The organism is Streptomyces sp. 3MP-14 (genome assembly GCF_006334905.2).
GTDB classification, from domain to species: Bacteria; Actinomycetota; Actinomycetes; order Streptomycetales; family Streptomycetaceae; genus Streptomyces; species Streptomyces triticirhizae.
The window spans coordinates 162,143-182,897 of the sequence record NZ_VDLZ02000009.1 but is presented as its reverse complement, the minus strand read 5'-3'; the positions used below and the strand labels follow the sequence as shown (position 1 = coordinate 182,897).

The 20,755-nt window shown below is 71.8% G+C and carries 23 protein-coding genes; 15 read left to right on the top strand and 8 right to left on the bottom strand.

Translation table 11 applies throughout. From position 1 onward, the window contains the following. Positions 1-104: 104 nt before the first annotated feature. From FH609_RS16860 to FH609_RS16825, 8 genes are all read left to right on the top strand, one after another. A complete protein-coding gene (locus tag FH609_RS16860; RefSeq protein ID WP_226961736.1) occupies positions 105-899 on the top strand; it encodes a carbohydrate ABC transporter permease in 795 nt (264 codons plus the stop codon). 11 nt (positions 900-910) lie between these two features. After that, positions 911-2,248 carry an ABC transporter substrate-binding protein gene (locus FH609_RS16855; RefSeq protein WP_139668353.1) on the top strand — a complete coding sequence of 446 codons (1,338 nt, stop codon included), beginning with the start codon at positions 911-913 and terminating at the stop codon, positions 2,246-2,248. Between the two features lie 87 nt (positions 2,249-2,335). After that, positions 2,336-3,613: a CaiB/BaiF CoA transferase family protein gene (locus FH609_RS16850; RefSeq protein ID WP_139668351.1), complete on the top strand. Its 1,278-nt coding sequence runs from the start codon at positions 2,336-2,338 to the stop codon at positions 3,611-3,613. Then, positions 3,610-4,413 (top strand): enoyl-CoA hydratase, encoded by an 804-nt coding sequence (locus FH609_RS16845; RefSeq protein ID WP_139668349.1) that lies wholly within the window; start codon positions 3,610-3,612, stop codon positions 4,411-4,413. The genes FH609_RS16850 and FH609_RS16845 overlap by 4 nt, the downstream gene beginning before the upstream one ends. Positions 4,414-4,416: 3 nt before the next feature. Next, entirely contained in the window at positions 4,417-5,274 is an 858-nt protein-coding gene (locus FH609_RS16840) for an amidohydrolase family protein (protein WP_139668348.1), read from the top strand. Continuing rightward, positions 5,271-5,834, top strand: a complete 564-nt coding sequence (locus FH609_RS16835) for a gamma carbonic anhydrase family protein (RefSeq protein ID WP_139668346.1) — start codon at positions 5,271-5,273, stop codon at positions 5,832-5,834. The genes FH609_RS16840 and FH609_RS16835 overlap by 4 nt, the downstream gene beginning before the upstream one ends. After that, a complete protein-coding gene (locus FH609_RS16830) occupies positions 5,831-7,153 on the top strand; it encodes a fumarylacetoacetate hydrolase family protein (RefSeq protein ID WP_139668343.1) in 1,323 nt (440 codons plus the stop codon). Before FH609_RS16835 ends, FH609_RS16830 begins: the two co-directional genes overlap by 4 nt. Continuing rightward, positions 7,150-8,112, top strand: coding sequence for a C-terminal binding protein (locus FH609_RS16825; protein ID WP_139668341.1), 963 nt, complete (start codon positions 7,150-7,152; stop codon positions 8,110-8,112). Before FH609_RS16830 ends, FH609_RS16825 begins: the two co-directional genes overlap by 4 nt. Before the next feature lie 590 nt (positions 8,113-8,702). Here the strand turns inward: FH609_RS16825 and FH609_RS16820 are convergent. From FH609_RS16820 to FH609_RS16805, 4 genes are all read right to left on the bottom strand, one after another. Continuing rightward, positions 8,703-8,909: a DUF397 domain-containing protein gene (locus tag FH609_RS16820; protein WP_139668339.1), complete on the bottom strand. Its 207-nt coding sequence runs from the start codon at positions 8,907-8,909 to the stop codon at positions 8,703-8,705. A 31-nt stretch (positions 8,910-8,940) separates the two neighbouring features. Beyond that, positions 8,941-9,228: a DUF397 domain-containing protein gene (locus FH609_RS16815; RefSeq protein ID WP_226961735.1), complete on the bottom strand. Its 288-nt coding sequence runs from the start codon at positions 9,226-9,228 to the stop codon at positions 8,941-8,943. A gap of 94 nt (positions 9,229-9,322) precedes the next feature. Continuing rightward, entirely contained in the window at positions 9,323-9,544 is a 222-nt protein-coding gene (locus FH609_RS16810; protein WP_139668337.1) for a DUF397 domain-containing protein, read from the bottom strand. A 1-nt stretch (position 9,545) separates the two neighbouring features. Next, positions 9,546-10,418: a helix-turn-helix domain-containing protein gene (locus FH609_RS16805; protein ID WP_139668335.1), complete on the bottom strand. Its 873-nt coding sequence runs from the start codon at positions 10,416-10,418 to the stop codon at positions 9,546-9,548. A gap of 228 nt (positions 10,419-10,646) precedes the next feature. Between FH609_RS16805 and FH609_RS16800 the strand changes: the two genes are divergently transcribed. The 6 genes from FH609_RS16800 (at position 10,647) to FH609_RS16775 (ending at position 16,140) form a co-directional block, all read left to right on the top strand. Further along, positions 10,647-11,102 carry an ATP-binding protein gene (locus tag FH609_RS16800; RefSeq protein ID WP_139668333.1) on the top strand — a complete coding sequence of 152 codons (456 nt, stop codon included), beginning with the start codon at positions 10,647-10,649 and terminating at the stop codon, positions 11,100-11,102. 322 nt (positions 11,103-11,424) lie between these two features. Further along, positions 11,425-11,772 carry a hypothetical protein gene (locus FH609_RS16795; protein ID WP_139668331.1) on the top strand — a complete coding sequence of 116 codons (348 nt, stop codon included), beginning with the start codon at positions 11,425-11,427 and terminating at the stop codon, positions 11,770-11,772. A 49-nt stretch (positions 11,773-11,821) separates the two neighbouring features. Then, the gene (locus tag FH609_RS16790; protein WP_139668329.1) at positions 11,822-12,280 is read left to right on the top strand and encodes an NUDIX hydrolase; all 459 of its coding nucleotides are present in this window, start codon (positions 11,822-11,824) and stop codon (positions 12,278-12,280) included. Between the two features lie 750 nt (positions 12,281-13,030). Next, positions 13,031-13,375 carry a DUF1330 domain-containing protein gene (locus FH609_RS16785; RefSeq protein WP_139668327.1) on the top strand — a complete coding sequence of 115 codons (345 nt, stop codon included), beginning with the start codon at positions 13,031-13,033 and terminating at the stop codon, positions 13,373-13,375. A gap of 287 nt (positions 13,376-13,662) precedes the next feature. Further along, positions 13,663-15,258: an alkaline phosphatase D family protein gene (locus FH609_RS16780; RefSeq protein WP_139668325.1), complete on the top strand. Its 1,596-nt coding sequence runs from the start codon at positions 13,663-13,665 to the stop codon at positions 15,256-15,258. A 282-nt stretch (positions 15,259-15,540) separates the two neighbouring features. Beyond that, positions 15,541-16,140 (top strand): lytic polysaccharide monooxygenase, encoded by a 600-nt coding sequence (locus FH609_RS16775; RefSeq protein ID WP_405378987.1) that lies wholly within the window; start codon positions 15,541-15,543, stop codon positions 16,138-16,140. Between the two features lie 79 nt (positions 16,141-16,219). Here FH609_RS16775 and FH609_RS16770 read toward each other — a convergent pair whose 3' ends face one another. Further along, positions 16,220-16,633 carry a VOC family protein gene (locus tag FH609_RS16770; protein WP_139668321.1) on the bottom strand — a complete coding sequence of 138 codons (414 nt, stop codon included), beginning with the start codon at positions 16,631-16,633 and terminating at the stop codon, positions 16,220-16,222. A gap of 95 nt (positions 16,634-16,728) precedes the next feature. Between FH609_RS16770 and FH609_RS16765 the strand changes: the two genes are divergently transcribed. Then, complete coding sequence (locus tag FH609_RS16765; RefSeq protein ID WP_139668319.1) at positions 16,729-17,328, top strand: TetR/AcrR family transcriptional regulator; 600 nt, start codon at positions 16,729-16,731, stop codon at positions 17,326-17,328. A 12-nt stretch (positions 17,329-17,340) separates the two neighbouring features. Here the strand turns inward: FH609_RS16765 and FH609_RS16760 are convergent, their stop codons facing one another. The 3 genes from FH609_RS16760 to FH609_RS16750 form a co-directional block, all read right to left on the bottom strand. Continuing rightward, on the bottom strand, positions 17,341-18,162 hold the full coding sequence (locus tag FH609_RS16760) for a tRNA-dependent cyclodipeptide synthase (protein WP_139668317.1): 822 nt from the start codon (positions 18,160-18,162) through the stop codon (positions 17,341-17,343). Then, positions 18,162-19,766, bottom strand: coding sequence for a class I adenylate-forming enzyme family protein (locus tag FH609_RS16755; protein WP_226961759.1), 1,605 nt, complete (start codon positions 19,764-19,766; stop codon positions 18,162-18,164). The genes FH609_RS16760 and FH609_RS16755 overlap by 1 nt, the downstream gene beginning before the upstream one ends. A 76-nt stretch (positions 19,767-19,842) precedes the next feature. Next, complete coding sequence (locus FH609_RS16750; protein WP_193317915.1) at positions 19,843-20,568, bottom strand: class I SAM-dependent methyltransferase; 726 nt, start codon at positions 20,566-20,568, stop codon at positions 19,843-19,845. Positions 20,569-20,755 lie beyond the last annotated feature (187 nt).

The window sequence follows — 20,755 nt, the reverse complement described above, 5'->3', positions numbered from 1 at the left end:
GGCCGCGAGCGAGACCGCGCCCGGCCGGAAGGCCGCGTCGCCCGCTCTTCGGCAACCGGCCCACGCGCAGCCCGCTGCTGCGGGCCCTCGTCAAGCACAGCGTCATGATCATCACGCTGACGCTGATGCTCTACCCGCTGCTGTGGATGTTCGGCGCCTCGCTGCGCCCCGACAACCAGGTCTTCACCACCCTCGGGCTGTGGGGCTCCGACCTCACCCTGGACAACTACGCGAACGGCTGGTCCGGCGGCGACCAGTTGAACTTCTCGCGGTTCTTCTTCAACTCGCTGACCATCACGGTGCTGTCGATCGTCGGCAACCTGCTGGCCTGCGCGCTGACCGCCTACGCCTTCGCCCGCCTCGACTTCCGTTTCAAGAAGACGCTGTTCGCCCTGGTCATCGGCACGCTGCTGCTGCCGTACCACGTGACGCTGGTGCCGCAGTACATCCTCTTCAACCAGCTGGGCTGGGTGAACACGATCCTGCCGCTGGTGGTGCCGAAGTTCCTGGCCACGGACGCGTTCTTCATCTTCCTGATGGTGCAGTTCATCCGCGCCCTGCCGTCCTCGCTGGACGACGCCGCCCGGATCGACGGCTGCGGCCACTGGGGGATCTTCTGGCGGGTGGTGATGCCGCTGTCGATCCCGGCGCTGGGCACCTCGGCGCTGTTCACGTTCATCAACACCTGGAACGACTTCCTCGGTCCGATGCTCTATCTGACCGAGCCCGACAGCTGGACCGTCTCCCAGGGGCTCGCCTCGTTCCTCGACGCGACCGGACAGTCCGCCTACGGCTCGCTGTTCGCGATGTCCACGCTCTCCCTCGTGCCGGTGCTGGGCTTCTTCGTCGCCGCCCAGAAGCTGCTGGTCGAGGGCATCGCCACCAGCGGGCTGAAGTGAGGAGAAGACCCATGGCACACGCGACGCTCCGCACCCGCCCGCTGCTGGGCCTCGGCCTCGGGCTGCTGATGACGGTCCTCGCCGGCTGCGGCCAGTCGCTGCCCGACCACAGCGCCGACGAGCTGAGCGGCCGGGGCGACGTGGCCGGCGGCATCCGCTTCTCCTGGTGGGGCTCGGCCAGCAGGAACGACCGGACCAACGCCGTCGCCGACCTCTTCGAGGCCGAACACCCCGGCGTCGAGGTCAAGCGCGAGGCGGCCGACTTCGGCAACTACTTCAAGCGCCTCAACGTCCAGGGCGCCGGCCGCAACATGCCGTGCGTCACCCAGCTCCAGGCCCGCACCCTGGGCGACTTCACCGCCAGGGACGCGCTGCTGCCGCTGGACCCGATGATCGAGTCGGGCGCCATCGACGTCAGCCACATCCCGGAGGCCGTGCTGGACACCGGCCGGGGCGAGGACGGCAAGCTCTACATGCTGCCGACCGGCGCCGCCTACGACGCGCTGATGGTCAACGAGACCCTCGCCGAGGAGGCCGGCGTCACCCTCCCCGAACCCGGCTACGACTGGGACGACTACGTCACGTTCCTCCGCGACGCCGCCGAGGGGCTGCCCGACGGCGTCCCGGCGACCGCGCTGCGCGGCGGGCTGCCCAACTACTTCATCGCCTACGTCCAGGGCCTCGGCGAGCAGATGTTCGACGGGAACCAGCTGGGCTTCTCCCGTGAACTCCTCGTCGAGTACTGGGAGATGTGGGAGGAGATCCGCGCCGAGGGCCTCACCAACAGCCCGGCGGCCAACGCGGAGGAGCCGCCGTCGCCCGAGGCCAGCTATGTGGCCAGCGGCGACGTCCTCTCCGACAACCGGCCGGGCAACGCCCTCACCCCGATCCAGGGCACCCTCGACGGCCAGGGCGAGGGCCAGCGGATGACCAGCCTGCCGCTGCCCAGCGGCCCGGCCGGCCAGGGCAACGTGCTGATCACCTCCGGCCTGTCCATCCCCCGCAACTGCGCCAACCTGCCGACCGCCGCCGCGTTCCTCGACTTCTGGGCCAACGACCCGCGCAGCGGCGACACCTACGCCTCCGACAACGGCGCGGTCACCAACACCGAGCTGCTGCAACGGCAGTTGGACGACCCCGAGCTGCCCGACCTGAAGAAGCGCGAACTCGCCCTCTACCAGCGGATCGTGGCCGACGACCCGTCCATCGTGCTCTACCCGCCGGGCTATCTCGCGGTCTTCGAGTCCGCCTTCACCCGCGCCTACGAGGACGTGGCGTTCGGCAACCAGACCGTGCCCGAGGCCGTCGACACGTTCTTCGCCGAGGCCAACGACGGCTTGGCCCGCTAGCGGTGGCCGGCCGCCGGGACCCCGCCCGGCGGCCGGCCACCCGACCAGCCACGGGCCGAACCAGCGCACCGACCAGGAAGAGACCTCATGTCCGATCACGCCAGGGACGACGACACCGCCGCCAGGGACGACACGGCCGCCAGACACCACGCGGCGAACGAAAAGCGGCCGCGCGGCGCCGCGTTGGCCGGCATCCGGGTGGTCGACCTCACCCAGGTGATGGCGGGCCCGTTCTGCACCATGATCCTCGCCGACCTCGGCGCCGATGTGATCAAGGTGGAGAACCCGGGCGGCGGCGACCAGACCCGCCACTCCTGGGGCGAGACCGACGACGGCCGGGACAGCACCGCGTTCTTCGCGCTCAACCGCAACAAGCGCAGCGTGCTCCTCGACCTCAAGACCGAACGCGGCCTCGCCGACCTGCACCGCATGGTCGCCACCGCCGACGTGGTGGTCCACAACTGGCGCCCCGGCGTGGCCGAACGCCTCGGCGCCGACCACACCACGCTCAGCGCCATCAACCCGCGCCTCGTCTACGCCGCGATCTCCGGCTTCGGCACCACCGGGCCCTACGCCGACCGCCCCGGCTACGACCTGATCGCCCAGGGCATGGCCGGCGCCATGTCCGTCACCGGCGAGCCCGACGGCAGGCCGGTCAAGAACGGGCTGCCCGTCGGCGACCTCGGTGCCGGGATGCTGCTGGTCAGCGGGATACTCGCGGCCCTGCTCCACCGGGAGCGGACGGGGGAGGGGCAGCGCGTGGAGACCTCGCTCTTCGAGGCGGTGCTGGCGATGTCGGTGTGGGAGTCCACCGAGTACTGGGCCACCGGCGCGCCACCCCGCCCGCTGGGCTCAGCCAACCGGATGTCCGCGCCCTACCAGGCGCTGCGCACCGCCGACGGCTACCTCACCATCGGCGCCAACAACCAGCGGCTGTGGCAACGGCTGTGCGCCGCGCTGGAGTTGACGGAACTGGTCGACGATGCGCGGTTCGTCACCAACATGGACCGGATGCGGCACCGCGACGAGTTGGCCGCACTGCTGGAGGAACGCCTCGCCGCCGACACCACCGAACGGTGGGTGGACGCGCTGCTGGCCGCCGGCGTCCCGGCCGGCCCGATCCAGGACTACGCGCAGGTCCTCGACCACGACCCGCAGGTCGCGGCGCGGGAACTGGTGCGGGAGGTGGACCACCCGGTCGCCGGCCGCGTGAAGGTGCTGGCCCCGCCGCTGCGCCTGAGCGCCTCCCCGGCGGCCATCCGCCGCCACCCGCCGCTGATCGGCGAACACACGGACGAGGTACTGGCGGAGCTGGCCGACCGGGCCGCGCAACGGCCCGACCGGGACGGGGAGGAGGCGCCGTGAGCCAGGCGCGGCCCGAAGACGCCGTACACATCACGCGACGGGACGCCGTCGTCGAGATCCTGCTCGACCACCAACCACGGCGGAACGCGCTGACGTTCCGCATGTACCAACAGCTCGCCGCCGCCTGCGAGATCGCCGACCGGCCCGACGTGCGGGCCGTGGTGCTGCGCGGCGCCGGCGGGGCCGCGTTCGCCGCCGGGACGGACATCCGGCACTTCACCGAGTTCCCGACCGAGCCGGAGGCCGCCGCCGAGGCCGGCCTCGCCTACGAGCGGCGCGTCGGCGCCGTGTTGGCGCGGCTGCTCGCGCTCCGCGCCCCGCTGGTCGGCGTCGTCGAGGGGCCCGCCATGGGCGGCGGGCTGGCGCTGGCCGCCGCCTGCGACCTGCTGCTGGCCACCCCGGACGCCACCTTCGGCGCCCCCGTCGCCCGCACCCTCGGCAACTGCCTGCCCGCGCCCGTCGTCGCCCGCCTCGCCGACCGGCTCGGCACCGCGCGCACCATGGCGCTGCTGCTGACCGCCCAACGCCTCGACGCCCGCGAGGCGTTGACCGCCGGCTTCGTCCACCGGCTGGTGGCGCCCGAGGAGCTGCCGGCCGCCCTGGACGAGCTGCTGGAACGGCTCTGCTCCCAGGCCCCGTTGACCCTCGCCGCGCTCAAGGAGACCGAGCGCAGGCTCGGTTCGGCCGCCGCCCGGGTCGACACCGACGACCTGCTGCGCCGCTGCTACGGAAGCCGCGACTTCCGGGAGGGCGTCGCCGCCTTCCTCGACCACCGCACGCCCCGTTGGGAGGGCCGCTGACCCATGCCGACCATCGACGCCCACCACCACTTCTGGCGCGTCGCCCGCCAGGAGCAGCCCTGGCGCGACCCGCACCACCACGCCGCCATCGCCCGGGACTTCGAGCCCGAGCACCTGGCCGGCGAGCTGGCCGCCGCCGGCGTGGACGCCACCGTGCTGGTGCAGTCCGTCGACTCCGCCGACGAGAACGACCGGCTGGCCGCCTACGCCGCCCGCGCCCCGTTTGTCGCCGGGCTCGTCGGCTGGCTGCCGCTGGCCGAACCGGCCGCCGCGCACCGCGAGTTGGACCGGTTCCGCGCCGACGCCCTGTGCGGCGTACGGACGTTGGTCGGCCGCGACCCGCTGCGCTGGCTGCGCCACCCGGCGACCGTCGAGCTGTGCGAGCGGCTCGTCGAGCGCGGCCTGTGCTGGGACGTGGTGCCCGTCACCCCGGAACAGGTCAGCGCCGTGGGGGAGTTGGCCGAGGCGGTGCCCGGCCTGCGGATCGTCGTCGACCACCTGGCCAGGCCGCCCGTTGAGCGCGGCGCGCCCGGCGAGGCGGCCGACTGGTCGGCCCGGCTGGCCGCGCTCGCCGCGAACCCGGGTGTCGCGCTGAAGGTGTCCGTCGGCATCGACGTCCTCACCGCCTGGGAACGCTGGGACGCCGCAGCGCTGCGCCCGTTCGTCGCCGAGGCGGTGCGGCACTTCGGCCCGGATCGGCTGATGCTCGCCAGCAACTGGCCGGTCTCGCTGCTGCGCCGCGACTACGGCGGAACGCTGGCCGACCTCACCGCCCTGCTCGCCGACGCGGGCCTCGACGAGGACGGGCTGGCCCAGGTCCGTGGCGAGACGGCCGCCCGATGGTATGGGGTGGCCGCATGACAGAACGAGACTTCTCCCAGCGGCAGCTCGTCACCTTCGACGGGCACACCCCGCGCGTCGCCGACTCCGCCTGGCTGGCGCCGAGCGCCACCCTGATCGGCCGGGTCACCGTCGACGAACGGGCCTCCGTCTGGTTCACCAGCGTGGCGCGCGCCGACGCCGAGACGATCGGGATCGGCGCCGGCTCCAACGTCCAGGACGGCTGCGTGCTGCACGCCGACCCCGGCTTCCCGACCCGGCTGGGCGCCGGGGTCTCCGTCGGCCACCGGGCGGTGGTGCACGGCACCGTCGTCGAGGACGACGCGCTGGTCGGGATGGGCGCGGTGCTGCTCAACGGCTGCCGCGTGGGCCGTGGCGCGCTCGTGGCGGCCGGCGCGGTGCTGCTGGAGGGCACACAGGTACCCCCGGGCAGCCTGGTCGCCGGCGTCCCTGGAAAGGTGCGGAGGGAACTGACCGAGGAGGAGGCCGCCGGCCTCCGCGCGACCGCCGAGCACTACCGGCGGCTCGCCGAACGCTATCGGGCCCTGGGCCCGGGGAACGAGGGGGAACCCCCATCATGACCGACACGTCGCCGCAGCCCGCCGAACTGCCCACCCCCACCAGCGAGTCGACGCCCGCCGGCGAGTCGACGCCCGTCGGCGAGTCGACGCCCGTCCCGGAGACGGCCGCCGCCACCGCCGACACACCGGCGCCGTTCGAACTCGGCGCGCTGCTCCCGCCGTTGCTGCCCGAGGACGCCGACCGGGCCGTGCTCGTCGGCCGGGTGTGGGACCCGGCCGTCGCCGGCCCCTGCGTCGTCACGCTGCGCGGCGACCGGCTCGTGGACCTCACCCCGCAGGCGCCCACCGTCAGCGAGCTGCTGGAGCGCCCGGACGCCGCCGCGTTCGTCCGCGCGGCGGGGGAACGGGCCGACGCCGGGCGCTCCTTCGACCTCGACGCCGTGCTGGAGGCCACCCTCGCCGGCGACCGCGACCGGCCGCGCCTGCTCGCCCCCTGCGACCTCCAGGCGCTCAAGGCGTGCGGCGTGACGTTCGTCCGCTCCATGGTGGAGCGGGTCATCGAGGAGCGCGCCAAGGGCGACCGGGGCGGCGCCGCCGAGGTGCGCGAGCGGGTGCTGGCCGCGATCGGCGGCCGGCTGGAGCACCTGGTGCCGGGCTCGCCCGAGGCCGCGCGGGTCAAGGAGGTGCTGACCGCCGAGGGCCTGTGGTCGCAGTACCTGGAGGTCGGCATCGGCCCGGACGCCGAGGTCTTCACCAAGGCGCCGGTGCTCTCCGCCGTCGGCGCCGGCGCCGAGATAGGCGTCTGGAGCCGCTCCGAGTGGAACAACCCGGAGCCCGAACTCGTCCTCGCCGTCGACTCCGTGGGCCGCGCCGTCGGCGCCACCCTCGGCAACGACGTCAACCTCCGCGACGTCGAGGGCCGCAGCGCGCTGCTGCTCGGCAAGGCGAAGGACAACAACGCCTCGACGGCCGTCGGCCCGTTCCTGCGGCTCTTCGACGAGGAGTTCACCCTCGACGACGTGCGGTCGCTGGACATCACGCTCACCATCACCGGCCGCGACGGCTTCCAGTTGGAGTCCGTCAGCTCGCTCTCCGAGATCAGCCGCGACCCGCTGGACCTCGTCGCCCAGACCATCGGCCGCCTCCACCAGTACCCGGACGGGCTGCTGCTGTTCACCGGGACCATGTTCGCGCCGACCCAGGACCGGGACGCGCCGGGCGAGGGCTTCACCCACCACCTCGGCGACGTGGTGCGAATCGCCACGCCCCGGCTGGGTGCCCTCGTCAACGTCGTCACCCACTCCGAGACCGCCGACCCCTGGACGTTCGGGGTGCGCGCGCTGATGTCCAACCTCGCGGAACGGGGGCTGCTCACGTGACCGCACAACCCAGGGTGGTCGTCGCCGACCAGGCGTTCGGCCAGGTGACCCACGAGCGGGCGGCGGCCGAGCGGTTCGGCGCCGCGTTCGCCGAACACCACTGCACCGACGAGGCCCAGACGGTGAACGCGGTGCGCGGCGCCGATGTGGTGTTCCTGAACTTCGCCCCGATGGGCCGCCCCGCGCTCGCCGCCCTCGCCCCCGGCGCCACGGTGATCCGCTACGGCATCGGCTACGACAACGTGGACGTGGCCGCTGCCCGCGCGTTGGGCGTGCGGGTGGCCAACGTGCCCGACTACGGGACCGAGACCGTCGCCGACCACGCGGTGGCCTGCCTGCTGGCGCTGCTGCGCCGGCTGCCGGCCTACGACCACGCGATCCGGGAGTCCGGCTGGGCCAGGCCGGCCGACGTCGGCTCGTTGCCGAGCCTGGCCGCCACCACCGTGGGGCTGGTCGGCACCGGCTCCATCGGCCTGGCGGTGCGGGAGCGGCTGCGCCCGTTCGGCTGCCGCGTCCTGGCCAGCGACCCGTACGCCGACCCGGCGGCGCTGGCCGCCCGCGACATCCAACGCGTCGAGCTGCCCGAGCTGTTGGCGGCCTCCCACGCGGTGACCCTGCACGCGCCCGCCACGCCGGAGACGGTCTCGCTGCTCGGCCGGGAGAACCTGGCGCTGATGCGGCCCGGTGCGGTGCTGGTCAACACCGCGCGCGGGGCGCTCGTCGACCACGCGGCGCTCGCCGAGGCGCTGGCCGCCGGCCGGCTGGCCGGGGCCGCCCTCGACGTGCACGACCCGGAGCCGCTGCCGGCGGACTCGCCGCTGCGCGGGCTGCCGCAGGTGATCCTCACCCCGCACGCCGCGTTCTACTCGGACGAGTCGCTGGACGCGTTGCAGCGGCTGGCCGCCGAGGAGGCCGCCCGGGCGCTGGCCGGCGAGCCGCTGCGCTGCCGCGTGGCGTGAGACGGGGTGGGGTGCGGGTGGTGTGTTGGGTGCGGGGTTTGTCTGCGGGCCGGTGGCCGGTGCGGGGCAGCCCGACTGGTCGTTTGGTTTGTTGACGAGTGTTGTGGGTGGGGGGTTGGGGTTCTGGCGCGGGCTACTACGCCGGGCCTAGATGGCGCACGATCGGCCGGGTGCGGGCGTAACGAATGCCGGCAGGAGGCTGGCTGGGAAGGGGGGCGCGGCTTCCGGAGGGTGGAGTTCGTTGCCGCCGGGGTGATCGGGAATGGCGGTGCGTGCCCTCCGGGCGCGGGGACCGCGCGGAGTTCGGGGGACGGCCGGCCGCTGGGGGCGTGCGTAGCGCGCACCGGCTTCGCCGGCCTGCCCCGGCATGTCGCCCGTCTCGGACGTGACCGATCGTCGGGTGTCTCACGGGGCCGGTGCAGGTTGTTCTGGTGGGGCGGGCGGTGGGTGGGGTGTGCGGTCAACGACCACGCTGCCGCGCGAACATCGCCTGTCGTCTCGGTATCCCGCGCGCCGCCGACTCCCGAAGGCGGGCGCGCGGGGGTGGGGGACTCTTTTTCTAGGTGCCCGTCTGGAGTTGAACAGTTCGTTCAATCCGGGACGGGCCCGTTCTTGAGGTGGTTGACGAACGCGGTCCAGGCGGTAGGGGCGAAGACGAACGCGCCACGCGCGCGGTCCTTGCTGTCCCCCACCGCGATGTCCCCGGCCTCGACGGTCTGGATCTCGACACACTCACTGTTGTCTTCGCTGTACGACGAGCTGCGCCAGCAGTTCACGGGGAGGTGGTGCCGGATCATGTCGATTCCCGTCCTTGTTCCGATGGTCCCATCAGGCGTTGAACGCCCCGGACTTCGCCGCGTTGATGAACGCGGTCCATGCGTCAGGGGAGATGGCGGTGTGGCCGGCAGCCCGGTCCTTGGTGTCGCGAACGGCGACCGCAGGCCCGTCGGCGATCGTTGCCACCTCGACGCAGTTGCCGTCGCTGGCGTGTAGCTGCTGGTGCGCCACCCGGTGGCGCCGGAGGTGTCGATCGGCTTCGTCATCTCGAACCAACTCGCTTTCGTGACCGGTGAACCAGCTCAGCACCATTGCGCGACAGCCGCCGGCGGCGGTCAAGGCGCGAAGTGGACGAGTTGTTGAACGACCAACGCGGCCCCACCCGTTGGTGGGGCCGCGCGGTGTTGGGTTGTCTGTCGTGGGGCGCCGAGGGTCAGTCGGCGTCCCGCTTCAGGTGGTTGACGAACGAGGTCCAGGCGGTGGGCCCGAGGACGAACGCGCCTCGCGCGCGGTCCTTGGTGTCCCGCACGGCGACGATGCGTTCGCCGCTGAACCTTGCTACCTCGACGCAGTTGCTGTTACTGGCCGTGTAGCTGCTCGTGCGCCACTCGGCGTCCTGGGGTGCGACCGGGGGTGCGTCGGCCGACTCTGTCATCTCAGACCAGCTCGCTTTCGATACGTTGAACCAGGTCGAGGGTATCGCGTGGCGGGAGAGCCGCAGCGGTCAAGTTGCGGAACAAGCGGTTGAGCCGCCTGGTCACCATCAGGTCATCATGCGTTCGGAGGGTGGCCTCGGCGGACTCCGTGAACGCCACGTCCCCGTCCTCGTCCTTCTCGGAGGTGAAGAGCGTGAACGCACCGGTGCTGGTGGCCTTTCCTCCCGCCTCGAACGGGATCACGCGCAGCTCCACATGGGGGAGTTCGGCAACTTCACGAAGCTTGCGAAGCTGTTCTCGCATCGCCTCGGGACCACCGACCTGGAGGCGCAATGCCGCTTCGGTCATCACCACTTCGAGGAATAGAACGTCGTCCTCGTACAGACGCCTCTGCCGACGCATCCGTACTTCGACCAACTCTTCCACCTGGTCAGGACCCAGGGCGGCATAGCCGCCGGCGGTGACCGCGTGGGCGTATGCCTCGGTCTGGAGAAGGCCAGGGATGATGACGGTCTGATACTCGCGGCATCGACTCGCCTCCGCCTCGTACGCGATGAACTCGCTGTAGTTCGTGCTGATCACGTCGTTGTAGGCGTGCCACCACGGTGGCACGCGCTGCCTCGCGCGCTTCATCAGAGCTTCGAGCTCCTCCGCCTGTGTGTCATCCACCTCGTACAGCTCCATGAGGCCCTTGAAGTCCTTGGGTGTGCAGGCCCGCTTGCCCAACTCAATCCGGCTGACCTTCGAGTTGTGGCACTCCAGGTGCGCACCCACCTCCTCGGTGGTGAGCGCGTGGTCGTCGCGGAGCTTCCGCAACGCCGCGCCCAGGCGACGGCGAGCCGTGAGGGGGCTGACCTTGGAAACCGCAGCCATGTCCGAACTTCCTCCCATGAGTTGGAGCGCTTGCAGCCTACGCAGCCGCAACCGTGTTGGGGGCCTTTCTCACTCTAACGAGGGAATGCCAGACGGAGATTTGGCAGATTGCCAAACAGTCCGTTGACGGGCCGCCACGAAGCTGCGCATGATGGCGGCACGACGCTGCGCGCTCACCGGGTGACTCCCCGAAGTGGGCCTTCGTTGGCGCGCCTTGGAGGTGTTCTCATGCTCGTTCCTGTACGTCGTCCCGCTTCCGGCCAGTACGACCACAGCTGGTCGTTAACGGTCCACACCACCGAGATCGAGCGGTGGCGTCACCGGGTCGGGATGGCTCTCACCGACTGGGATGCCTCGCGGGAGGCCGTCGAGTTGGCGCGGTTGGGGGTCAGTGAGCTCCTCGCCAACGTGGTCAAGCACACCGTGAACCAGCGGTGTTGTCTGCGGCTGGTGCGGGTGGGGGGCGATGTCGTGGTGCAGGTCTTCGACGAGTCGAAGGAACTGCCCGTGCTGCGGACGCCGGAGTGGTGTGCGGAGGCGGGGCGGGGGTTGTGGCTGCTGCGGGAGATGGCGGACGGGTTCGGGTTCATGCCGATGCCGTTCCGCAGTGGTGGGTCCTGCCGGTTGGGGAAGGTCGTGTGGTTCGCCTGCTGGGGCGCTGTCCCGGAGGGTCAGGGCGGGTGACGGCGGCCGATTCCGGGTGGGAGTTCATGCTTCCGCTGCCCGGGCGGTGGGGGACCAACGCGTGGGTGGTGGGGCCGTGTTGGTTCTTCTGTGGTCATCAGGTGACGGCGGTGGTGTGGATCGGGGCGGTCTCCACCGTGGGGGCGCACGCTCCGCTGTACGCCTGCGGGACCTGTCTGGACTAACTGCACGCGATGGTCTGGGACTTCGCCGAGTCGGGGTGGAAGGCCCGCTACCGGCGGGCGCGGACGGTGTTCGGGCGGCGGCTGCGGCGGTTGGCCGACGTGTATCAACCAACGGAGACGAAGGGGAGCGGCGGGGGATGACCGAGATTGTTCGGGGCGCGGAGTGGGTGTTGTGCCGGGAGCGGGGGCCGGGGGTGCCCGAGGGCATCTACGGGGCGGAGTGCATGAGCTGCGAGGCCCGCTCTCCGCTGTTCGACGACGACGAGCTGCCGGTGGCGGTGTGGTCGCTCCAGCACACGGCCGAGTTTCCGGAGCACACGTTGTTCCTGGCGCGGACCGAGCGGCACTGGCGGGTCGTGCCCCGCCCACACGACCCGGCCCCGGCCCAACGCCCGGACACCGGCGGGGTGTTGGGGCCGGCGTTCGTCGGGCTGATGTGCCTGCTGACGGCGCTGTCCGGCCTGCTGCCGGCCCTCACCAACTGACCAACCAAGTCCAGCAAGTCAACTCATCTACACGAGACAAGGGTTTCTCATGCGTACGACGATTGTCCGCTCCACCGTTCCGTTCACCTTCCACGTGTTGGCGACCACACAGTCCAACCACGTGTTGATGGTGCGGGGGAAGCGGGAGGGGATGGACGACGGGTGGGTACTGCCGCACGGCACCGTGCCCCAGGGCCGCTGCGTGATCCTGGCCGCCCGGGAGATGCTGATGAAGCAGACCGGATGCGACCGCTCCCTCGCCGAAGTCCTCGCCATGACCCCGACGACCGACGAGGACGGCACGCTCGACGGCTTCTCCTACGTCCTGGACGGCGGAGTGCTGCCGGAGGTCCCCGACAACGACCCCACCGAAGGCGCGAGTTGGGTGCCCATGCGGGAGCTGCACGAACCGCCCGCGCTCTACCAGTACGCCATCATCGCCGCCGGACAACGCCGCCGACTCCCCCTCCTGATCAACGCCGACCGCCCCGAAGCCGCCTTCAGCTGACCAACCAGCCGAACCGGCACGCCGCCGGGGCCCGCCCAACCGGGCCCCGACCGGCAAAACCTGGACCCCCCGGCGCGCCCGCCTTCGGGAGTCGACGACGCGCGGACTACCACGACGACAGGCGATGTTCGCGCGGCAGCGTGGTCGTTGACTGGCGCCCCGTCCTGCCGGCGGAGTGGAGCGGCGGGGGCCGTCCCTTTCAGTCGCCCGACGATCGGCCACATCCGAGACGGACGACATGCCGGGGCAGGCCGGCGAAGCCGGTGCGCGCCACGCGCGCCCCCAGCGGCCAGCCGACCCCCGAACAAGCCGCAGTCCCTGCGCCCGAAAGGCACGGTCGCCAGAGCTGGCCCCCGTTCGACAACAAACCCCACCTCCCGGAAGCCGCGCCCCCCCTCCCAGCCAGCCTCCTGCCGGCATTCGTTACGCCCGCACCCGGCCGATCGTGCGCCATCTAGGCCCGGCGTCGTGGCCCGCGCCACAACCCCAACCCCCCACCCACAACACTCGTCAACAAACCAAACGACCAGTCGGGCTGCCCCGCACCGACCACCGGCCCGCAGACAAACCCCGCACCCAACACACCACCCGCACCCCACCACCCGTTCCCCCCATTCCCCGACGCCGGCCATGACCCCGGAGGTCATCGACACCCCGGGCCCGCCGCCCGCAGGATGGGGCCATGTCCGGGGGAGCGACCCCGGGACCACCCGGGGACACCCGGCGAACGACCCAGTCCAGGAGGCCACCATGACCGCCTACGCCCTCGCCCGGCTGCTGCCCACCGAGCAACACCCCGACGTCATCGCCTACATCGAGCGCGTCCAGGCCACCTTCGCGCCCTACGGCGGCCGGTTCCTGGTCCACGGCGCGCAGGTGGAGGTCGTCGAGGGCGACTGGGAGGGCGACGTGGTGTTGGTCGCGTTCCCCGACCTGGACGCCGCCCGCGCCTGGTACGCCTCCGACGCCTACCAGGAGATCCTTCCGCTGCGCACCCGCCACATCCCCGGTGACCTGATCTTCCTGCCCGGCGTCCCCGAGGACTACGACGCCTCGAAATTCGCCGCCAAGCTGCGCGCGAGCCTCCCCGCCTGAGGCGCCCGCCGGAACCCGCCGGAACCTGCCGGAACCCGCCGGAACCTGCCGGAACCCGCCGGAACCCGCCGGCCCGCCCAGAGAACCCCGTCCCCACTCCAGCCCTGGTCAAGCGCGGGCAAACCGCCGGCCAGGGCTTCACTTCGCGTCGATGAAGTCGGCCCGCCGGCCCGCCCGTCATCCCGCCGGGGCGGTGAGTGTCGGGCGAGTCTCCGTCGAAATCCGCCCGCAGGGCAGAAGGGTGGCGCCTCGTCAGCACTCCCTGCACAGACGGGCGAAACCACCTGATGGATCTCACGCGACGTCGTCTCCTCGGCCTGGCCGGCGCCTCCCTCGGCGGAATCGCCCTGCACGCGGCGGGTTTCAGCGCCGGCACCGCCTGGGCGGCGCCCCGGTTCGCCGGCGACCCGTTCGCCTTCGGCGTCGCCTCGGGCGACCCGCTGCCCGACGGCGTGGTGCTGTGGACCCGGCTGGCGCCCGACCCGCTGGCGCTGGACGGCCGGGGCGGGATGCCGGAGCGCGTGGTGGCCGTCGAGTGGGAGATCGCCGAGGACGAACGTTTCACCCGACGCGTCCGCCGGGGCGTCGAACAGGCCACGCCCGAACTCGCCCACTCCGTGCACGCCGAGGTCACCGGACTCGCCCCGGGACGGGAGTACTTCTACCGGTTCCGCGCCGGCGGCGACCTCAGCCCCGTCGGCCGCACCCGCACCGCGCCCACCGACCCGGCCGCGCTCACCTTCGCGTTCGCCTCCTGCCAGTGCTGGTACGAGGGCTTCTACACCGCCTACCGCCACATGGCGGCCGAGGACCTGGACCTGGTGCTGCACCTGGGCGACTACCTCTACGAGTACGGCGTCGGCGAGACCGGCGGGGTGCGCGGCGTCACCCTCGACGCCTCGTTCCAGCGCGAGACGTTGACCCTGGTCGACTACCGCAACCGGCACGCCCTCACCCGCCTCGACGCCGACCTCCAGGCCGCGCACCAGGCGTTCCCCTGGGTGTTGACCTGGGACGACCACGAGGTCGAGAACAACTGGGCAGGAGACTTCGCCCAGTTGGACACCGACGGCTACCCCGACCAGGACCCGGAGGCGTGGCGGGCCCGCAAGGCCGCCGCGTTCCAGGCGTACTACGAACACCTCCCGCTGCGGCTGCCGCAGCGACCCAACGGTGCCGAGGCCCGGATGTACCGGCGGCTGGCCTTCGGCCGGCTGCTGGACCTGCACGTCCTGGACACCCGCTCGCACCGCGACGACCAGGTGTGCGGCGACGGCATCAAGTCCGACTGCGACGTGGAGCGTTCGGCGCCCGAGCGCAGCATCCTCGGCGCCGAGCAGGAACGTTGGCTGCTGGACGGCGCCGGCCGCTCCGGCGCCACCTGGAACGTGCTCGCCAACCAGACCCTGGTCGCCCAGGTCGACCAGAACCCGGACCCGTTCGTCCACGCCTCTGGCCTCGACATGTGGGACGGCTACACCGCCGCCCGCGACCGGCTGTTGACCGGCCTGTGGGAGCGGAACGTCGCCAATCCGGTGGTCGTCACGGGCGACATCCACCGCGCCGTGGTCGCCGACCTCACCCTGGACTTCGCGGACGAGAACGCCCCGGTGGTGGCGACCGAGTTCGCCGGCACCTCGATCAGCTCCGGCAAGGACGGTGCCCCGACCGACGAGATCGGCGCGGCGTGGATGACCGGCGGGGTGAACCCGCACCTCAAGTGGCACAGCGCGCAGCGCGGTTACACCGTCGTGCACGCCACCCCGCAGGCGCTCACAGCGAGTTACCGGGTGACGCCGGTGGTCACCGTGCCCGGCTCCGGAATCCAGACGGTGGCCGCCTTCGGGGTCGCCGCCGGACGCCCCGGCGCGCAGCCCCTCTGAGCCGGCGACGCCGACGCCGCACCCGGCCCGCCGGAGCACCGAAATCGTTTGCCGTCCGTCGAAGTCGTTCGCGAACGTGTCGAACTCCGCGCGGCCGGTTTCGCTGACATGTCCACGGGTAACGGGCACGTCAACTATGGGAGCGCTCCCGTGACTTGAACCCCCCACGACGGAAGGTGGCGACCGAGGATGAACCGAGAACGAGGCGGAGGCGGCGCCGGCGGAGCCCGCGCCGGGCGCCGTTGGACCGCGCGTGTGGTGGGGCTGGTCTCGGCCGTGGCGATGCTGCTGCTGGTGCCCTGGGCCGGCGGCGCCTCCGCGCACGGCTCCGTGATCGACCCGCCCTCGCGCAACTACGGCTGTTGGGAACGCTGGGGCGACGACTTCCAGAACCCGGCCATGGAGCAGGAGGACCCGATGTGCTGGGCCGCCTGGCAGACCGACACCAACGCCATGTGGAACTGGAACGGCCTCTACCGCGAGGGCGTCGCCGGCGACCACCAGGGCGCCATCCCCGACGGCCAGCTGTGCAGCGCTGGCCTCACCGGCGACGGCCGCTACGCGGCCATGGACACCCCGGGCAACTGGAAGACGGCGAACGTCGGGACCAACTTCACCGTCGACCTGCACGACCAGGCCCTGCACGGGGCCGACTACCTGCTGGTCTATGTGACCAAGCAGGGCTTCGACCCGACCACCGACGAACTCGGCTGGGGCGACCTGGAGTTGCTCGCCGAGACCGACCGCATCGCGCCCAGCTCCCACATGCTGGTCGACGTCTCGGCGCCGGGCCGCAGCGGCCACCACATCGTGTACACGATCTGGCAGGCGTCGCACTCGGACCAGTCCTACTACATCTGCTCGGACGTGAACTTCGGCTGAGCCAGCGCCTGTTGACCGTTCGCCCCGCCGGCCCGGGTCACGGCCGGCGGGGCGAACGCGCGTCTGGCCGGCCGGAGGTTCACCGGGCGTAGTTCTCGGCGAACTCCCCGCTGGGCGGGATGGGCGTGATGACGTCGACCAGCACGTCGTTGGGGTCGGCCACGATGAAGTGCCGCTGCCCGAAGTCCTCGCTGCGCAGCTCCAGCACGGGCTTGAGCCTCTCGGTGACCACCAGCCGTTTCCACTCCGCGTCCACGTCCTCGACCTCGAAGTTGAGCAGCAGCCCCCGCGCCGGCGCCCGGTACGCCTCGGGCAGCGTCGGGTGGGTGTGGTCCAGCAGCGCCAACTCGTGCCCGGCGCCCGCCGGATGGCGCAGGCTGACATACCAGTCCGTCTCGAAGGTGGTCTCGAAGCCCAGCAGCCGCGTGTAGAACGCGTGGGACTCGGCGAGCCTTGCCGTGCAGATCACCGGATAGAGGCTGGTCAGACGCATGATGAACCCTTTCGCATACCGTCGGTATGTGAAGCAGGCTAGGGGCGTACCATCGGTATGTCAACGAGGGGGAACGTCAGCGAGGGGAGTGCGCGATGGAGCGGCCGGGCGTGCGGGCGCGGCAACGGGAGCAGACCCGGCGGACCCTGCTGCGGGAGGCGGAGCGGCTCTTCGCCGAACGCGGCTACGCCGCCGTCGGGTTGGCGGAGCTGGTCAGCGCGGCCGGGGTGACCAAGGGCGCGCTCTACCACCACTTCCCGGGCGGCAAGGCCGACCTCTTCCGGGCCGTCCTCGCCGAGGTGCAACGGCAGGTCGGCGACCGGGTGGCGGCCGCAGCCGAGGCCAGGACGGACGCCTGGGAGCAACTGGTCGCCGGCTGCGAGGAGTTCCTGGCCGCCGCCACGGCACCCGGCACGGAGCGCGTCATGCTGGTGGACGGCCCGGCCGTGCTCGGCTGGGCCGAGTGGCGCGCGATGGACGAGGCCGCCTCCGCGCGCCACCTCGGCGAGGCGCTGACCGCCCTGGTCGAGGCGGGCCGCATAGCCCCGCAGCCCGTCGCGCCGCTCGTCCACCTGCTGTCCGGGGCGATGAACGAGGCGGCGCTCTGGCTGGCCTCCGCCGCCTCCGGGCCCGAGGACCTGGCCGCCACCACGGCCGCGCTGCGCCGGATGCTCCGGGCGCTGCGCGCCGACTGACGGCGCGCGGCGTCAGGCGGACTGGACGGGCCGGATCGTGGCGTACCCCTGCCCGGGCCCCGGCCGGAGCAGGGACTTGCCGGAGAAGACCAACTCCGCCAGCGGCAGCGGCCGATGGTAGAAGTTCAGCGAGGTCGGCGCGCCGAAGATCTCCGCCGATGCCAGGAAGAACGGCAGCTCGGCGAGGAGATACCGCACGGCCCGCCGCAGGCGCTCGGTGGTGAACGGACCCTCGAACCCCTTGAGCGTCAGCACCTCCCGGCTCATCTCCGCGCAGGTGTCCCACAGGACCTCGTCCTCGGCCAGCGCCTCCTCGCACTCCACCAGCCGCTCCCGGTAGACGGGATGGGGCACCAGCTCCGACATCCGGTGCAGGCCGTCGCCGGCCCGCCGCCCGCCGACGCTGTCCCAGGCCCGGGTGACGCGGTTGTGGAGCACGTTGGTCTCGGCGCGCGCCTTTCTCGCCGCGCGCCGCGCGTCGTAGTCGAGGGCCAGATAGGTGTGCTCCAGCGCGGAGTCCGGCACGACGACGTCGACGCGGGCGAACTCCGCGCGGAGCCAGTCGAGCAGGACGGCCAGCCGTGCCTCGTTGAAGTAGCTGTTCCCCGGGCTCACCCCGAACACCACGTGCTGCCGCCGCTCCCAGACCGCGCCACACGCCTCCGAGAACGGCTCGACGACAAACGAACGCCGGTGTAATCGCGGCCGGTTGGGCCCGTTGCGGTGTGCGTCGCCGCCCGGCCCGTTCCGGTCCGCGTCGCCCGGCCCGTTCCGGTCCGCGTCGTCGGCCGCGTCGCTGGCCGTGTCGTCGGCCGTGTCCCCGTGGGCCGCCATCAGGTCCACCGACCGCTGCCGGGAGGCTCGGTCTCCCCGAGGTGTCGCCGCCGCAGCTCCTCCCGGACGATCTTCCCGGTGCCGGTGCGCGGCATGGCGTCGGACGCGATCACGACCGGCTTCGCCAGCGCGGGCAGCCCGGCCGTCGCCCCGGCCCAGCGCTCCTCGTCGAGCGTGCCGTCGGGCGTGCCGACGACGGGGACCGGCGGCCCTTCGGGCACCGTCAGCAGCGCCACGTCGTGCCCCGCCGGCAGCCGGTCCACGAGGATGTCCTCCTGCTCCAGGTAGCTCATGCCGGGGACGTGATTGACCTCCCGGTCCAGGAGCCGCAGGCTGCCGGTCCTGCTTCTGATGCCGATGTCACCGGTGTTCCACCACTCGCCCCTGACCTTCTCCGCCCAGCGCTCGGGCTCGCCGTAGTAGCCGACGCACCGGGCCTTGGTGCGCGCCAGGACCAGCCCCGGCTGGCCGTCGGGCACCGGCGCGAACGTTTTCGGGTCCACCACCCTCAGCTGGGTGAACCCGGGCATCGGCCGCCCGACCTTCCGGGGCCCCGGCAGCTCGTCGCGCCGCCGGTTCGCGGTCCGGCGCGAGATGAACGTCATGCCCATGCCGCCGGTCTCGGACTGCCCGTAGCCCTCCCGCCACACGGGGAACCGGTGGCGGGAGGCGTTCAGGAACGTGCGGATCAGCGGCCAGCGCACCGCGTCGAAGTTGCCCACGAACATGCGCACCGACGCGAACGCCCCGCCGCGCCGGTCCCCGGCCAGCCCCTCCAGACGGGAGTAGTCGATCGGCAACGCCTCGATCACCGTGGGCCGGTGCCGCTCGAAGAGCGGGCCGACGACCTCGGGATCGCTCTCGCTCATCACCAGGACCTTGGTCGGCGCGAGCGTCAGCACGGAGTAGATCCAGGTGAACGCGCGGGCGTGCACATACGGGCAGAACATGGCCACCGTGTCGTTCCGCCGGAACGTGATCGGCGGCAGATGGCGGCACTCCAGCCGGGCCATCTGGCCCTGGAGCTTCTCCGGGGTGTACATGATCAACTTCGGCACGCCCGTCGTGCCCGACGTGTGGGTGAGCATCATCAACTCGTCGTCGGGGCGCGGGTCCGGGGGCGGATCGGCGCTCCCGTACAGCTCGGCGAAGGGCGTCGCGCCCGGCACGCCGCCGTCGAGCGACACGGTGCGCTCGGCGAAGGCGGTCAGCGAAGCCCCGCCGTCTCCCTTGTCGGTCAGCAACCTCCGGTTGCTGACCAGCAGCTTCGGCTCGGTCCGCTTCAGCAGCGCCAGCGCCGGGTCCTTCGGCAGCAGGCCCGACAGCATGACGGGCACCGCGCCGATTCTGATCCCGGCGGCGGCGAGCAGCAGGCAGTCGAGATGGTTGTCCTTGTACACCGCGACCCGGTCGCCACGGCGAACCCCCGCCGCGTGCAACGCGCCAGCGGCATCCCGCACGCACTGGGCCAGCGCCTCGATGTCGAGCACCCGCTGCCCGGTCGGATCGATGTCGAAGGGGCGGTCGAGCCGGAAGACCATCGGCTTTCCGAACTCCGCCCTGCGGTCAAGGAGAAGCCCCAGAGACGACTTCCACAACTGCATGGTGCGCACCCGTTTCCCCCTTTGTTCATGGAATGAACGCGGCGTCCGGAACCGGCCGCCGGTGCGGCGCCTCGGGTCATTCCCGGTAGGCGCTGAGCAGAAGACTCGGCGGGCTCTCCAACAGCCTTTCCATGCGCGTGTCCATGTTGCCCGAAGTGTCGGAACACACCATCTCCTCCCAGGTGATCCGGGTGAATCCGGCGGATTCCACGGCCCGTTCGAGGGTTTCCGGGAGCCAGTGGTGCACGCGCAGCGAGGCGGGCGGCGTCACGGGAATGGTGATCGTGTAAGGATCTCCCTCCCGGAGGTTTGGAGGGCGGTCCACCAGGAAACCGAAGTCCCGCACCACCTCCGGCTCGCACCGCGCGTTCCCGACATAGGCGAGCAGCCTGCCACCGGGCGCGAGCTGCGAGCCGATCCGCCGGCACATGGCGGCCAACGTCGTCCAACTGTCCGCGTAGTGCAGCACGTTCACGGCGATGACCAGGTCGAACGGGCCCAGCTCCGGCATCGTCGCCACATCGTGCACCAGGTACCCGACGCCCAGCGGCCGGTCCTCCTCGGCGGCCCGCGCCAACCGGATCATCTCGGCGGAGGAATCCGTCCCCACCACCTGATCGGCGCCCAACTCGGCCACCATCCGCGCATAGTGGCCGTCACCGCAGCCCACGTCGAGCACCCGCATTCCGCGCGGCGAACCCAGGGCGCGGAGAAACGAGGGGAACTCCACGTTTTCGCGGAGGAATCCGATGGCCTTCTCGATATCGGCGAGTCGTGCGGCAAGCGTGTCGTACTGCGTCACCGTAGCCCCCTCCCTGCGGCCAAGGGCCACCCACTGTCGCATACCGCCAGTTGTGCGGCCAGAGGGCGGCACATCCCCTGCGAACAACCTCGACGAACGGGCACATGCGGAATGGCGTAAAGCAGACGGGTCCCTCGGGAGTCCGTTTCTCCTTCTGTGCTCTGTTGTTTCCGCATTTCTGTGCCGC